The following is a 12739-nucleotide window of genomic DNA, read 5'->3' as shown; positions in this document are numbered from 1 at the left end:
TCGTGCGACGTTGATCACGGGTTTGTGAACAAGCCTTCTGCATCGCCTCCTCCCTGCCGCTATAATTGAAACGTCAAGACAACGAGGAGAGCAGCAGTGCGACATCCGACGAGGAAAAGTCTCAGGATACTGCGTGGTTTGCATGCGCTCGAGGCCGAGATCAACGTCATCGAACACCAGAGCATCGAGCCCACTCACAAAGGTGGTCTCAAATGAGCGAAAACGAAGCACTTCTCAATGTGCAGGAATTCGCTGCGGCGCTTCATAGCACCGTCACGCCGCGCACAGTTCTGACTTTAATTCATCAAGGAAAAATCCGGGCGATGAAGCTCGGAAAGCGATACTACATGACCCGCGACGAGCTGCAGAGGTTCATTTCACCATGCCCCGACAACGAAAACCGGCCCGCCTCTTCCAGCGAAAAGATGACAAAGCCTGGGTCATCCTCGACGGAGGGAAGCAAATCCGGACAGGCTTCGGTGATGGATTTCGTGACGAGGCAGAAAAAGCTCTAAGCGACTACATCGCGCAGAAGAAACAGCGCGACGTGCGCGTCTTCGAACCGCATCAAATCTCCATTGGTGAAATTCTCGTCCACTATGGCGACGCGAAGGTGCAGACGGTCACTGATAAAGGACGACTGGTATATACGATCCAGGCGCTGGCGCCTTATTGGGGCGACATGAAAGTGTCCGACATCGACGTTGAGAAATGTCGTCGATACTCCGTATGGCGCAAGTGCGCCGATTGGACCGTGCGCCGCGAGATGAACACATTGAACGCGGCGATAAAGTATGCGGTTGCGACGCGTAAGCTCACCCACGCCCCGATTGTGACTTTGCCACCGAAGGGGGTCGCGAAAGATCGATGGCTGACAGAGGAAGAGGTCGGCGCCCTTCTCGATGCGTCAGCGCCTCATGTGAAACGGTTCACAAAGATCGCGCTCTACACCGGTCGTCGCAAGACAGCGATTACGATGCTCAAGTGGATGCCGTCGCTCGATAGCGGTTGGGTCGACCTCGACGCGGGCACGATCCACTTCCTCGGACGTAACGAAGCCGAGACGAAGAAGCGAAAGGGTGTGGTGCGCATCCCGGAGGCCCTGCTCGAAGAAATGAAAACCTGGGAACAGGACGGGTCAAATGTCGTGTCCTTCAAGGGGCAGCCTATCACCAGGATCGACAAGGCGTTCCGTGCGGCCACGCGTCGTGCTGGCCTTGACGACGTAACACCGCATACGCTCAAGCACACGGCGGTCACGTGGGCCTTCAAGCGCGGCATGACGCTTGAAGACGCGACCGCCTACTTCGCCACCTCGCGGGAGACCCTGGAGAACGTGTATCGGTCTTACAGCCCGGACGCGCTTAAGAACGCGGCCGGGATCATGAACTGGAAGCTGTAGGGGGTGGCCTTCGTGGTCGCAGTGAACAGATCGAGCACAAATACAATCTGAAACGTTGCGCGTATCGTTGCGGCCAGAAGCAGGGGGACAAAAAAGACGCCCGAAGGCGCCTTGTTTTATTGGTCGGAGTGAGAGGATTCGAACCTCCGACCCCTGCCTCCCGAAGACAGTGCTCTACCAGGCTGAGCTACACTCCGACCGTGGCGGGCGGGATAGCCCACGTTGCCTTGCTTGGCAAGGGGTTATTCGGCCGGTTCGTGCGGTCGCGAACGGCGCAGGATCGGCGATATGCGGAAGCTTGCCGCCGTAGCTCCGCGCGACCGGGTTCTGAGCACCGGGGTCTGCGAGTCCGCGCCCAACCGCGCTTCGCGGAAGACGATGTAAAGACCCGAGAAAATGATGATCCCGGCACCAATCATCGTGGCGGTTTCCAGGGATTCACCGAAGATGACGAAGCCGAACACACTGGCCCAGATAATCTGCGAATACTGCATCGGCGCGACGATGGCGGCCTCGCCGTTCTTGTAGGCCGCGATCAGCACCAGCCCCGCCACGAATCCCAGCGCCGAGATCACCCCGAGCCCGCCCAGATGTTCGATCGGCATCGGCTTGTAGACGAAGGCGAGCAATATGCCCATCAGCACGAAGTTCGAGGCCATCGGATAGAGCATCAGCACCACGGGCCGCTCGTCCCGCCCGATCTTGCGCACGATGACGCTGGCCAGCGCGTTGCACACCGCCGACGTGATCCCGGCGAGGTGGCCGAGCGTCAGATCGGTCGCGCCGGGGCGCAGCACGACCAGCACCCCGATCAGCCCGACGACCACGGCACCCAGCCGGTGAATGCCGACACGTTCGCCCAGCATCGGGATCGACAGGAGCGTGATGAGAAGCGGCGAGGCGAACAGCAGCACATAGGTCTGCGCCAGCGGCAGAACCGAAAACGCATAAAACGCCGTGAACCCGGTGATCGACGCAAGCACGGTGCGCAGCGCCGTCCACCACGGATGAACCGGGCGCAGATGCCCCGCCGTCGCATCCTTCATCAGCATGAACGTCACCAGCGGGAACGAAAACAACGTCGAGAAAAAGATCAGCTGGAACGGGGAATAGGTCCCGCCCAGGAACTTGATGATGACGTCATGCGTCGCATAGAGCGCGAACGCCACAAGGGCGTAGAGCGGGCCTGCAAGGTTCATGGGAATGCTCCGTGGTTGCGGTCATCCCAACCCCGTTTTCGCGCCGCATGCAAGCCGTCCGGTCAGGGTTTTCCGTGCGGAGCGGATGCCAGCCGAAGAAATGTGCGGTCTTCCCGCCGAATGAACTTTCTTTGCATGGCGAAGTCGTAGTTCTCGCGCCCCAGCGGGTCTGCCGCCAGTTTCGCGCGGTAGTCCTCGTATGCGGCGAGCGACGGTACGGAATAAACCCCATAGGCCAGGGTGGACGAGCCTTCGTGCGGGGCGAAATAGCCGATCAGGTCGGCCCCGCAGCGCGGAATCGCCTGACCCCAGTTGCGGGCATAGGTCTCGAAATCCGCCTTTTGCGTCGGCTCGATCTCGTACCGGATGAAACAGGTTATCATGGTCGGGTCTCCTTTCGGGCCGTTCTGCCACGGCCGCGTGCACCGATGTTTCGGCCCGGACCGAAGCGTCGCGGCTTGTCCAACGCGGGGCGCGCGTCCACTGTCGCGGATATGAAGGAAGGCCCCGACATAACCCGCATCGGTGCGATGATCGGCGACCCGGCCCGCGCCAACATGCTGACCGCGCTGTTGGCAGGCCGGGCGCTGACCGCCGGTGAACTCGCGCGCGAGGCCGGGGTGGGCGCGGCGGCGGCCAGCGAACACCTGCGCAAGCTTGAGGCGGTCGGCCTCATCGCCCGGCTCAAGCAGGGGCGGCATCATTATTTCCGTCTGGCCGGTGACGAGGTCGCGCATATGCTCGAGGCGGTCGCGGGCCTTGCCGCGCATCATGGCCACCTGCGGAACCGGCCCGGGCCGCGCGACCCCGAACTCAGGCAGGCGCGGGTGTGCTACGACCATCTCGCGGGCACGGCCGGGGTGCGGATCTACGACAGTCTTGCGGGACGGGGCGGGTTCGTCCTGACGGCGGACCGGATCGACCTGACCGATGCGGGGCGCGCGCGTATCGCCGCGCTGGGCATCGACCTCGCCGTGTTCGAGGCCAAGCGCCGCCCGCTCTGCCGCACCTGCCTCGACTGGTCCGAACGCCGCACGCATCTGGCGGGCAGCCTCGGCGCGGCGCTTCTCGACCGGATCATCACCCTGAAATGGGCGAACCGCGCACCTGAGGGGCGCGCGGTTCTGTTCTCAGCGGCGGGAGAGCAAGCCTTTCAGGATGCTTTCCCATTGATTTAGAAAAGGGAAACCCTCCGCGCGTTTTCCCCGCGGAAAAGGTCTTGCCTCAGAGGCTCGCTTCCAGCGCGGCGAGGATGGCGTCGCCCATTTCGGTCGTGGAGACCGGGGTGACGCCCTCTTCGCCCAGCAGGTCGGCGGTGCGTTTGCCTTGGGCCAGCACCGTCTCGATCGCCGCTTCCAGACGATCCGCTTCCGCGCCTTCGTCGAAGGAATAGCGCAGCGCCATGGCGAAGCTCAGGATACAGGCGATGGGGTTGGCCTTGCCCTGACCCGCGATGTCGGGGGCCGAACCATGCACCGGCTCATAAAGCGCCTTGGGCCGACCGTTCGCCATCGGCAGACCGAGCGAGGCCGACGGCAGCATCCCCAGCGACCCGGTCAGCATCGCGGCCACGTCGGACAGCAGATCGCCGAACAGGTTGTCGGTCACGATCACGTCGAACTGCTTGGGCCAGCGGGCCAGCTGCATACCGCCCGCGTCGGCGTACATGTGGGAAAGCTCGACCTCGGGGTAATCCTTGGCGACCTCGGTGACGACCTCACGCCACAGAATGCCGGATTCCATCACGTTGGCCTTTTCCATCGAGCAAAGCTTCTTGCCCCGCTTCATGGCCAATTCAAAAGCCGAACGCGCGACCCGGTCGATCTCGCTCTCGGTATACCGCTGGGTGTTCACGCCCACGCGCTCGTTGTTTTCCGTGAAGATGCCACGCGGCTCACCGAAGTAGATGCCGCTGGTCAGCTCGCGCACGATCATGATGTCGAGCCCGGCGATCACGTCCTTTTTCAGCGACGAGAAATCGGCGAGCGCATCGAAGCACTGGGCCGGGCGCAGGTTCGCGAACAGGTCCATCTCCTTGCGCAGGCGCAGAAGCCCGCGCTCGGGCTTCACCGAAAAATCCAGATCGTCGTATTTCGGGCCGCCCACGGCGCCCAGCAGAACGGCATCGACCTCTTGCGCCTTGGCCATCGTCTCATCCGCCAGCGGCACGCCATGCTTGTCATAGGCCGAGCCGCCCACAAGGTCTTCGGACACGTCGAAGGTCAGGCCGCGCTTCTCGCCGTACCAATCGATGATGCGGCGCACTTCGGCCATGACTTCCGGGCCGATCCCGTCGCCGGGGAGGATGAGGAGGGAGCCAACGCTCATATCACTGTGTCCTTGGGCTGAATACTGTTCGCGTGTGCCTAGCCCGCAGGCCGGGAAGGGTCAAGAAACCGCAGACTGCAACCCTTGGGCCAAGGCATCCCACACCCGCGCGATCCGGGGGGTCCGGCGCATCGCCTCATGCGCGGTCAGCCAGACCGGCAGGGACGGAAGCGCCATATCGGGAAACAGCCGCTCGACCTCGGGCGCGTGCCGTGCCGTCGCGATCTGCGCGATCCCGATCCCGCAGCCCGCGCGAATAAGCTGCCAGTTCCCCGCCTGATCGTCGGTGCGGGTCGCGAAGAAGGTGCGGTCCACGGCCCAGCCCAGACGCCGCATCCCGCGCAGCATCAGGTCCGAACGGTCATAGCCGACCCAATCGAGCTTGAACGCATCCTCGACCGTGTCCGGCCGCCCGACGCGGTCGAGATAGGACTTGGCGGCATAGATCCCCAGCGGCAGGTCGGTGACATGCAACGTCACCATGTCCAGCTGGTCCGGGCGATACATGCGCAGCGCGATGTCGGCCTCGCGAAACAACAGGTTGTCGCTGGAATCGGTCGCCACCAGTTCGATCTCGATGCCGGGTTCGTCCCTGCGTAGTCGCGCAAGGATCTGCGGCAGCACGAAATGCGCGACGATGACGCTCGCCGTGATCCTGACCGTGCCCGTGGGTCTCATGTCCTGCCCGGCTGCGATCAGGGCGATCTCTCCGACCGAGTCGCGCATTCTCTTTGCCGCGGGTAACATCGCAGCACCCGTGTCGGTCAAGGACAGCCCCTTGGCGTGCCGCTGAAACAGCTCCACCCCAAGGGCCGTCTCGACCTCACGCACCTGCCGCCCCACCGTGGGCTGGCTCGACCCCAGCGTCCGGGCCGCCGCTGAAAGCGAGCCGGTTTCGGCCACGGCAAGAAAGGCGCGGATCAGGGACCAGTCGAGGTTTTCCATTCAATCCTGAATACCAGACCTTCGATTTCTCGCAATTCCTGTTTGGCGGTGAATGGCTAGTTTGAGGTCATCAAGCATTGGAGAAAGCCATGACCAAGACCGTCCTCATCCTCGGCGCCTCCGGCAAGATCGGAACCCACGCCGCCCGCGCCTTTGCGACGAACGGCTGGACCGTCCGCCGGTTCAACCGCGCCACCGAAGACATGACACAGGCCGCGATGGGCTGCGACGTGATCGTCAACGGAATGAACCCGCCCAACTACCACAACTGGGCCGAGATCATTCCCCTGATCACCCGCGACGTGCTCGCCGCCGCGCGCGCCTCGGGCGCGACCGTGATCGTGCCGGGAAACGTCTATGTCTACGGCGACACGCCCGGCGAATGGTCCGGCACGACGCCGCATCGGCCGACCTCCCGCAAAGGGGCGATCCGGGCTGAGATGGAGCGGGCCTATCGCGACAGCGGCGTGCAGACGATCATCCTGCGCGGCGGCAACTTCATCGACCCGGATGCGGGCGGGGACGTGATGTCGCTCATGGTTCTGAACGGGGTCGAGAAGGGGCGCTTCACCTATGCCGGCCCCGGTAACCTGTTGCAGCCGTGGTGCTACCTCCCCGACTGGGCGCGCGCCGCCGTCGCGCTCGCCGAAAAACGCGAAACGCTCGCGACGTTCGAGGACGTGCCGTTCCCCGGCCATGCCCTCAGGCTCGATGCGCTGAAGGCCGAGGTCGAGAGGGTCACGGGCGGGCCCCTGCGCGCGACCCGGTTCCCGTGGTGGCTCATCACGGTCGCCAGCCCGGTGTGGGAGCTTGCGCGCGAGCTGAAAGAGATGCGGTATCTGTGGCAGGTGTCGCATAGCCTGTCGCCCGACCGGCTGACTCATCTGCTGCCGGAGTTCGAGCCGACGCCACTGCGCGAGGTGATCCGCGCCGCCCTGCCGCGGGACACGGCACGACCGGCGACGGCGCAGGCCCTTGCCTAAGGCAGGTCGACCTCGACCCAGACAAGCCGGTGGCGGCTGGCCGTTTCGACGGTCTCTGCCATCGGCTCGCCCGGTGCGGGCCAGATGACCCCGCTTGCCAGCACCCTGAGGCGCGCATCCGGCAGCACGTAATCCACCCTCAGATTGCCCGGCAGCGGATCGTCGAAATCCGCCGTATCCAGCGCCGGGTCACCGGCATGTCCGGGGTTCGCGGCGGCAGATCCGCCCGCACTGGTCGGCATCGGATCTTGTACCAACCGGTCGCGCAGGATGCGGGCCATGGTCACATGGCGCCCGTCGCCGTCCACCGGGTCGATGTTGGAGATCCCCGTCAGAACGACCGGACCCTCGGGCGGCGGGAAGGGCAGCGATCCGTTCAACAGCTTGATCCAGAACATCGCCTCGTCCGCCCCGCGCGCGCCGTTCAGATCCTCCGGTCCGTCGAACACCGGGGTCGACCCGTGCCATGCGAGCAGGTGGAGCGTCGTGCCCGCGACGTCGATGGGAACGTCCCAATGCGCGACCGAGGATAGCCTGCGAACCTTGCTCGCTTCCTCCGACGGAAAGGGCAGTCCATCGACCCGTGGCGCATGGTTGTCCGGTAACTCGGCCCACAGCATCTGCGAGAAGTCACGCACTTCGCCAATGGGATAGCGTGACAGGATCGCCATGCCGCCTTGCCCGGTGAAACTGCCATATCCGAAGCTGTCGCGCGCCTCGTCCACGCGCCCGTTGCCGTCGAGGTCGACACCCGAAGGCACGCCGGTATTCGGCTGGCTTGCATAGAGGTAGGGATAGGTCGCGCCCTGATCGGCGAGCACCCGGGCAAAGGCCGTCAGCGCGTGGTTTTCCAGATCCCAGTCGAACCCGGTCAGATGAAGAATGTCGGCATCGGCATAGGCGATGACTTCGGCAACCGCCTCGACCTGCGGGTCGCCATCCAGAATGTCGTCGAGCAGAAGACCGGGACCGTCGCGATAAAGCTCGGCGTCATACGTCGCGACAATCACAGGTTCGGCCGCGAGGAGGCTGCCGGACAGAAGGGATATTAAGGTTAATGCCCCCCCGAGCTTCACGCTGGCGCCAGCCTTTCGCCTTCGGCACGGGACGAATTGCGCGCACGCTGTTCGCTGATGAGCGTCGCGACCCGTTGCATCGCGATGCCGCGCATGAACAGCGAGGCGGGTAGGAACGCCCAAGCGGTGATCGTCCAGATCATCGTCTGATCGTTGGTGATCGCGACCGATCCGAACACGCCCGACGCGGCCTTGATGACAGCCGGGGTCAGGAACGGAAGCAGGAAGCCCAGCGCCACGTTGAACCGCGCGTCACGCTCCAGCCGCTCGACCACGTCGCCACCGGCGGTCGGGTCGAACATCGGCAGGTTCACCCAGACGTTGAACCCGCCCTTGCGCTTGGGCCAGCCGGTGATCCGAAGCGTGATGATGAACACGGCCAGCGAGATGAGCGAGATGAGATAGGCCATGCCGGCCGCCATGCGCAGGCTGATGATCTCGGCCGCCGTCGCGTTGTCGGGCAGCATCAGGACGATGAGCCGGACGGGCGAATAGGGGATGTCGATCGCGTTGCCGATCAGGTTGCCCACGGCGCCGACGAAGGCGGTGAAGGTCGACGGATCGGTCGAGTGCCGCGCAACGGCGGACAGCAGGAACACGGTGAAGAACAGCGACACGAACCTGATCCGGTTGAACGGCGGCGCTTCGCGGAATTCCACGAGGCCGGGGTATGTCGAAGCGTATTCGAAGGTTGTGAGGGCGAACGCGAAGATCGCGGCAAGCGCGACGATCTGGACCGTTTCGGAATGAATGCCCGGAATCATGAGTGACGGGGTCAAAATCAGGATGACCGTCAAACATGCGCGTACGAGCGCGCCGATTACACGCGAAGTCACTGCTCTTTACCCTCGCTCTGGCCGGGCGCGATACGATGCCGCTTCCCTGTTTCCAAACCGAAGCCGCCAATTGTGGCGGCCTGCCTCTTATTTGTCACAATCTTGCCCACATTCGTGTCCCGCTGCAAGTAACGGTCTGAATTGACGAAAGATTCAGGGCGGTATTGTGGGGGGAGTGGTGCGATTTTGCACCTATGCTGTGGCCGGAATTGGGCGCGGTCGGTAGGTCTACCGCGTGTGGTGCGGAGAACGAAATCGCCCACAAGATGTAGAACCTGCGTCGTTCAAGCCAAGGAAAATAGCTGTTTCGATACCGGAAACCGCGGCGCGTGGCATCGCGGGCACCTGTCACCGCCTATCGGATAACTCCTCCGGTATCAGTGCGTTGGCGCGCAGAACGTCGGCTTTCCTCCGTCCCGAATGCGGAATATTGCGGAAGGTATGTTGTCGTTTCTCACCGCCAATGCCCGTTGGCTGTCCACAGGCTTCCTGCTGACCTTCGCGTCGTCCTTCGGGCAGACGTGGTTCATTTCGCTCTTCGCGGGCGAGGTGCGGGCGGCGCACGGGCTGTCGAACGGGGGCTGGGGCGGGCTCTACACTATCGCGACGCTCGCCTCGGCCGCGCTCCTGTTCAGTCGCGGGGCGTTGGTGGACACGATGCGCCTGTCGCGGCTGGCGCTTCTGGTGAGCCTGCTTTTCGCGCTGGCGGCGGGGATCATGGCGTTTTCGGTGAATGTCTGGATGCTCGGGCTGGGCGTCTTTCTGCTCCGGTTCTGCGGGCAGGGCATGTTTCCCCATATGTCGATCACCTCGATGGGGCGCTGGTTCCACGCCACACGGGGCCGCGCCGTCGCCATCGCCTCGATGGGGCATCCGCTGGGCGAGGCGGTGCTGCCCCTGATTTTCGTCGCGCTCATCGGCGGGATCGGCTGGCGCATGGCATGGGGCGTGGCGGCGGGTGCGATCCTGTTCGTGGTCATCCCTCTGCTCATGGTGCTTCTGGCGCAGGATCGCCAGCCGTCGGGCGAGGCGCAGTCGCCCGAAGCCAGCGCGGGGCTGAACAGTGCCCACTGGACCCGCGGGATGCTGGTGCGGCACTGGCTGTTCTGGGCGATCCTGCCCCTGATCCTGACGCCGCCTTTCATCGGGACGGTTCTGTTCTTTCAGCAGGTGAACATAGCCGAGGTGAAGGGCTGGACGCTGGCGCAGATGGCCCCCGGCTACGTGTTCTGGGCCAGCGTCTCGGTCGTGTCGGCGCTGGTCGCGGGCTGGGCCTGTGATCGGTTCGGACCCGAACGCCTGCTTCCCCTCGTCGTGGTGCCGATGGGCGCAGCCCTGCTGTTGCTCGGCCCGGCCGAAGGCTATCAGGTCTGGTTCGCGGTTCTGGCGATCGGCGGCGTGTCGATGGGCGCGGCGAATGCGTTTCTCGGGGCGTTCCTGCCACGGGTGTATGGGACGCGGCATCTGGGGGCGGTGCGCTCGCTCCAGACCGTCATTATGGTCGTGTCGACCGCCATCGGGCCGGGCGTTACGGGCGTGTTGATCGACGCGGGCGTGGCATTCCCGGTGCAGGGGGTCGGGCTGGGCCTCTGGTGCCTTGGCCTGTCCGCCGTGATGGTTCCGGTGTCGATGCGTCTGGCGCGCGAGCTGCGCCCATAAGAAAACGGCGGGACAAATGCCCCGCCGTTTCTTGACTCATAAGGCCTGCGATCAGACCCAGGGGCGCTCCTGCGCGGCCTTGGCTTCGAACGCGTCGATGGCAGGCTTCTTTTCCATCGTCAGGCCGATGTCGTCGAGACCGTTCAGCAGGCAATGCTTGCGGAACGGGTCGACTTCGAACGGGAAAACCTCGCCGTCCGACGTGGTCACCGTCTGCGCTTCGAGATCGACGATCATACGGGCGTTCGACCCCTTCTCGGCGTCCTTCATCAGCACCTCGACCTGCTCTTCCGGCAGCACGATGGGCAGAATGCCGTTCTTGAAGCAGTTGTTGAAGAAGATGTCGGCGAATGAGGTCGAGATGATCGACTTGATCCCGAAATCCGCAATCGCCCAAGGCGCGTGTTCGCGCGACGAGCCGCAGCCGAAGTTGTCGCCCGCGACGAGGATCTGGGTGTCGCGGTACTGCGGCTGGTTCAGCACGAAATCGGGGATTTCGTTGCCTTCGCGGTCATAGCGCATCTCGTCAAAGAGGTTCACGCCAAGCCCGGTGCGCTTGATCGTCTTCAGGAACCCCTTGGGGATGATCATGTCCGTGTCGATGTTGACCAGCGGCATGGGGGCAGCGATGCCCGTGAGTTTTTCGAATTTTTCCATTCTACTTTTCCTTATGCTCGCTCATCCGTCCTGTCGGGTCGTCTTCGCAGGTGGCGAGGACAGCCCGCAAGGCTGGATGAGCTGGCTGGTCAGTTCAACGTGCGCACGTCGGTCAGGTGACCGGTGACGGCGGCAGCGGCGGCCATACCGGGGGACATGAGGTGTGTGCGGCCCTTGTAGCCCTGACGCCCCTCGAAGTTCCGGTTGGAGGTCGAGGCGCAGCGCTCGCCCGGGGCCAGCTGGTCCGGGTTCATGGCGAGGCACATCGAGCAGCCCGCGAGGCGCCATTCGAAACCGGCGGCTTCGAAGATCTCGGCAAGGCCCTCTTCTTCCGCCTGTGCGCGCACGAGGCCGGAGCCGGGGACGATCATGGCGCGGACGCCTTCGGCGACCTTCTTGCCCTTCACGACCTTGGCGACTTCGCGCAGATCCTCGATCCGGCCGTTGGTGCAGGAGCCGATGAAGACCGCGTCGATCTTGATCTGGTCCAGCGGCGTTCCGGCTTCGAGGCCCATGTATTCCAGCGCGCGCTTGGCCGCTTCGACCTTGCCGCCCTTGAAGCTGTCGGGCGAGGGGACGAGAGCCGAGATCGGCAGCACGTCTTCGGGCGAGGTGCCCCAGGTGACGACCGGCTCGATCTCTTCGCCCTTGAGCGTAATGACCTTGTCCCAATGGGCGTCGTCGTCGGAGTAGAGCGTTTTCCACCAGTTCATCGCGGCTTCCCACTGGGCGCCCTTGGGCGCGTGGGCGCGACCCTTGACGTAGTCGAAGGTCTTTTCGTCCGGGGCGATCAGACCCGCCCGCGCGCCGCCTTCGATCGCCATGTTGCAGACGGTCATGCGGCCTTCCATCGACAGATCGCGGATCGCTTCACCGCAGTATTCGATGACATAGCCGGTGCCGCCTGCGGTGCCGGTTTCACCGATCACGGCGAGGGTGATGTCCTTGGCGGTCACGCCCGGCTTCAGCTTGCCGGTGATCTCGACCTTCATGTTCTTGGACTTCTTCTGGATCAGCGTCTGGGTGGCCAGAACATGCTCGACCTCAGACGTGCCGATACCATGGGCCAGCGCCCCGAAGGCGCCGTGGGTCGCGGTGTGGCTGTCGCCGCAGACCACGGTCATGCCCGGCAGGGTCCAGCCCTGTTCGGGGCCGACGATGTGGACGATGCCCTGACGCACGTCGGAGACCGGGTAATAATGCAGGCCGAAGTCCTTGGCGTTCTTGTCGAGCGCCTCGACCTGAATGCGGCTTTCCTCGTTCTCGATCACGCCGTTCACGCGGTCGAGCGTGGTCGGCACGTTGTGGTCCGGCACGGCGATGGTCTTGTCCGGCGCGTGGACGGTGCGGCCCGCCATGCGCAGCCCTTCGAAGGCTTGCGGGCTGGTCACTTCGTGGACGAGGTGACGGTCGATGTAGAGCAGGCAGGTGCCGTCGTCGGCTTCGTCAGCGACGTGGGCATCCCAGATTTTGTCGTAGAGTGTTTTCCCGGCCATGGGGTTTTCTCCTAGGGGAAATGTTCGAATTCTGGACGTGCGGAAAGGTGCGCCGCGATCAAAGTCGGGCGAGGATCGTCAGCGTCGCGCCATAGAACCGCCAAGGCAGGCGGGCGCGGTCGTCCATGTCGAAAATCCGTGTCATGCGGGAGCATCTA

General features: G+C 63.9%; 12 protein-coding genes, 1 tRNA gene and 1 pseudogene. 5 read left to right on the top strand and 9 right to left on the bottom strand.

The window, feature by feature from the left end:
* Positions 1 to 212: 212 nt before the first annotated feature.
* Positions 213 to 365 (top strand): annotated as a pseudogene (locus HOY44_RS22645) (helix-turn-helix domain-containing protein); the annotation flags it as partial.
* Positions 366 to 382: 17 nt separating this feature from the next.
* A complete protein-coding gene (locus tag HOY44_RS09550; protein ID WP_287434500.1) occupies positions 383 to 1402 on the top strand; it encodes a tyrosine-type recombinase/integrase in 1020 nt (339 codons plus the stop codon).
* 120 nt (positions 1403 to 1522) lie between these two features.
* On the opposite strand, the gene HOY44_RS09545 is transcribed toward HOY44_RS09550, so the two are convergent.
* The 3 genes from HOY44_RS09545 to HOY44_RS09535 all read right to left on the bottom strand — a co-directional run bounded on the left by HOY44_RS09545 (position 1523) and on the right by HOY44_RS09535 (position 2984).
* Positions 1523 to 1599 (bottom strand) — tRNA-Pro (locus tag HOY44_RS09545).
* Positions 1600 to 1644: 45 nt separating this feature from the next.
* Positions 1645 to 2601, bottom strand: coding sequence for a DMT family transporter (locus HOY44_RS09540; RefSeq protein WP_287434499.1), 957 nt, complete (start codon positions 2599 to 2601; stop codon positions 1645 to 1647).
* Between the two features lie 62 nt (positions 2602 to 2663).
* Positions 2664 to 2984: an NIPSNAP family protein gene (locus HOY44_RS09535; RefSeq protein ID WP_287434498.1), complete on the bottom strand. Its 321-nt coding sequence runs from the start codon at positions 2982 to 2984 to the stop codon at positions 2664 to 2666.
* A 111-nt stretch (positions 2985 to 3095) separates the two neighbouring features.
* Between HOY44_RS09535 and HOY44_RS09530 the strand changes: the two genes are divergently transcribed.
* The gene (locus HOY44_RS09530) at positions 3096 to 3779 is read left to right on the top strand and encodes an ArsR/SmtB family transcription factor (protein ID WP_287434497.1); all 684 of its coding nucleotides are present in this window, start codon (positions 3096 to 3098) and stop codon (positions 3777 to 3779) included.
* Between the two features lie 46 nt (positions 3780 to 3825).
* Here HOY44_RS09530 and leuB read toward each other — a convergent pair whose 3' ends face one another.
* Positions 3826 to 4929, bottom strand: a complete 1104-nt coding sequence (leuB, locus tag HOY44_RS09525; RefSeq protein ID WP_287434496.1) for a 3-isopropylmalate dehydrogenase — start codon at positions 4927 to 4929, stop codon at positions 3826 to 3828.
* Between the two features lie 60 nt (positions 4930 to 4989).
* Entirely contained in the window at positions 4990 to 5874 is an 885-nt protein-coding gene (locus HOY44_RS09520; RefSeq protein ID WP_287434495.1) for a LysR family transcriptional regulator, read from the bottom strand.
* Between the two features lie 89 nt (positions 5875 to 5963).
* Between HOY44_RS09520 and HOY44_RS09515 the strand changes: the two genes are divergently transcribed.
* Positions 5964 to 6857 carry an NAD-dependent epimerase/dehydratase family protein gene (locus tag HOY44_RS09515; RefSeq protein ID WP_287434494.1) on the top strand — a complete coding sequence of 298 codons (894 nt, stop codon included), beginning with the start codon at positions 5964 to 5966 and terminating at the stop codon, positions 6855 to 6857.
* On the opposite strand, the gene HOY44_RS09510 is transcribed toward HOY44_RS09515, so the two are convergent.
* Positions 6854 to 7867, bottom strand: a complete 1014-nt coding sequence (locus tag HOY44_RS09510; RefSeq protein ID WP_287434493.1) for an endonuclease/exonuclease/phosphatase family protein — start codon at positions 7865 to 7867, stop codon at positions 6854 to 6856. The genes HOY44_RS09515 and HOY44_RS09510 overlap by 4 nt on opposite strands.
* Before the next feature lie 62 nt (positions 7868 to 7929).
* A complete protein-coding gene (locus HOY44_RS09505) occupies positions 7930 to 8769 on the bottom strand; it encodes a hypothetical protein (protein ID WP_040884829.1) in 840 nt (279 codons plus the stop codon).
* A 441-nt stretch (positions 8770 to 9210) separates the two neighbouring features.
* Here HOY44_RS09505 and HOY44_RS09500 point away from each other — a divergent pair, with 441 nt between their 5' ends.
* Positions 9211 to 10428, top strand: coding sequence for an MFS transporter (locus HOY44_RS09500; protein ID WP_287434492.1), 1218 nt, complete (start codon positions 9211 to 9213; stop codon positions 10426 to 10428).
* Between the two features lie 51 nt (positions 10429 to 10479).
* Here the strand turns inward: HOY44_RS09500 and leuD are convergent, their stop codons facing one another.
* Both leuD and leuC read right to left on the bottom strand, forming a co-directional pair.
* Complete coding sequence (gene leuD / locus HOY44_RS09495; protein ID WP_287434491.1) at positions 10480 to 11085, bottom strand: 3-isopropylmalate dehydratase small subunit; 606 nt, start codon at positions 11083 to 11085, stop codon at positions 10480 to 10482.
* Between the two features lie 89 nt (positions 11086 to 11174).
* Positions 11175 to 12581: a 3-isopropylmalate dehydratase large subunit gene (gene leuC / locus HOY44_RS09490; protein WP_287434490.1), complete on the bottom strand. Its 1407-nt coding sequence runs from the start codon at positions 12579 to 12581 to the stop codon at positions 11175 to 11177.
* Between the last annotated feature and the right edge of the window lie 158 nt (positions 12582 to 12739).

Origin of the sequence: Maritimibacter sp., assembly GCF_016774595.1 — a bacterium.
Classification (GTDB): Bacteria; Pseudomonadota; Alphaproteobacteria; order Rhodobacterales; family Rhodobacteraceae; genus Maritimibacter; species Maritimibacter alkaliphilus.
The sequence above is the reverse complement of the archived record's forward strand: the minus strand, read 5'-3'. Positions and strand labels throughout refer to the sequence as shown.

Bases quoted from the DNA above. Each gene is read 5' to 3' on its own strand.
- HOY44_RS09550 (WP_287434500.1), top strand. From the start codon at position 383: ATGCCCCGACAACGAAAACCGGCCCGCCTCTTCCAGCGAAAAGATGAC.
- HOY44_RS09540 (WP_287434499.1), bottom strand. From the start codon at position 2,601: ATGAACCTTGCAGGCCCGCTCTACGCCCTTGTGGCGTTCGCGCTCTAT.
- HOY44_RS09535 (WP_287434498.1), bottom strand. From the start codon at position 2,984: ATGATAACCTGTTTCATCCGGTACGAGATCGAGCCGACGCAAAAGGCG.
- HOY44_RS09530 (WP_287434497.1), top strand. From the start codon at position 3,096: ATGAAGGAAGGCCCCGACATAACCCGCATCGGTGCGATGATCGGCGAC.
- leuB (WP_287434496.1), bottom strand. From the start codon at position 4,929: ATGAGCGTTGGCTCCCTCCTCATCCTCCCCGGCGACGGGATCGGCCCG.
- HOY44_RS09520 (WP_287434495.1), bottom strand. From the start codon at position 5,874: ATGGAAAACCTCGACTGGTCCCTGATCCGCGCCTTTCTTGCCGTGGCC.
- HOY44_RS09515 (WP_287434494.1), top strand. From the start codon at position 5,964: ATGACCAAGACCGTCCTCATCCTCGGCGCCTCCGGCAAGATCGGAACC.
- HOY44_RS09500 (WP_287434492.1), top strand. From the start codon at position 9,211: ATGTTGTCGTTTCTCACCGCCAATGCCCGTTGGCTGTCCACAGGCTTC.
- leuD (WP_287434491.1), bottom strand. From the start codon at position 11,085: ATGGAAAAATTCGAAAAACTCACGGGCATCGCTGCCCCCATGCCGCTG.
- leuC (WP_287434490.1), bottom strand. From the start codon at position 12,581: ATGGCCGGGAAAACACTCTACGACAAAATCTGGGATGCCCACGTCGCT.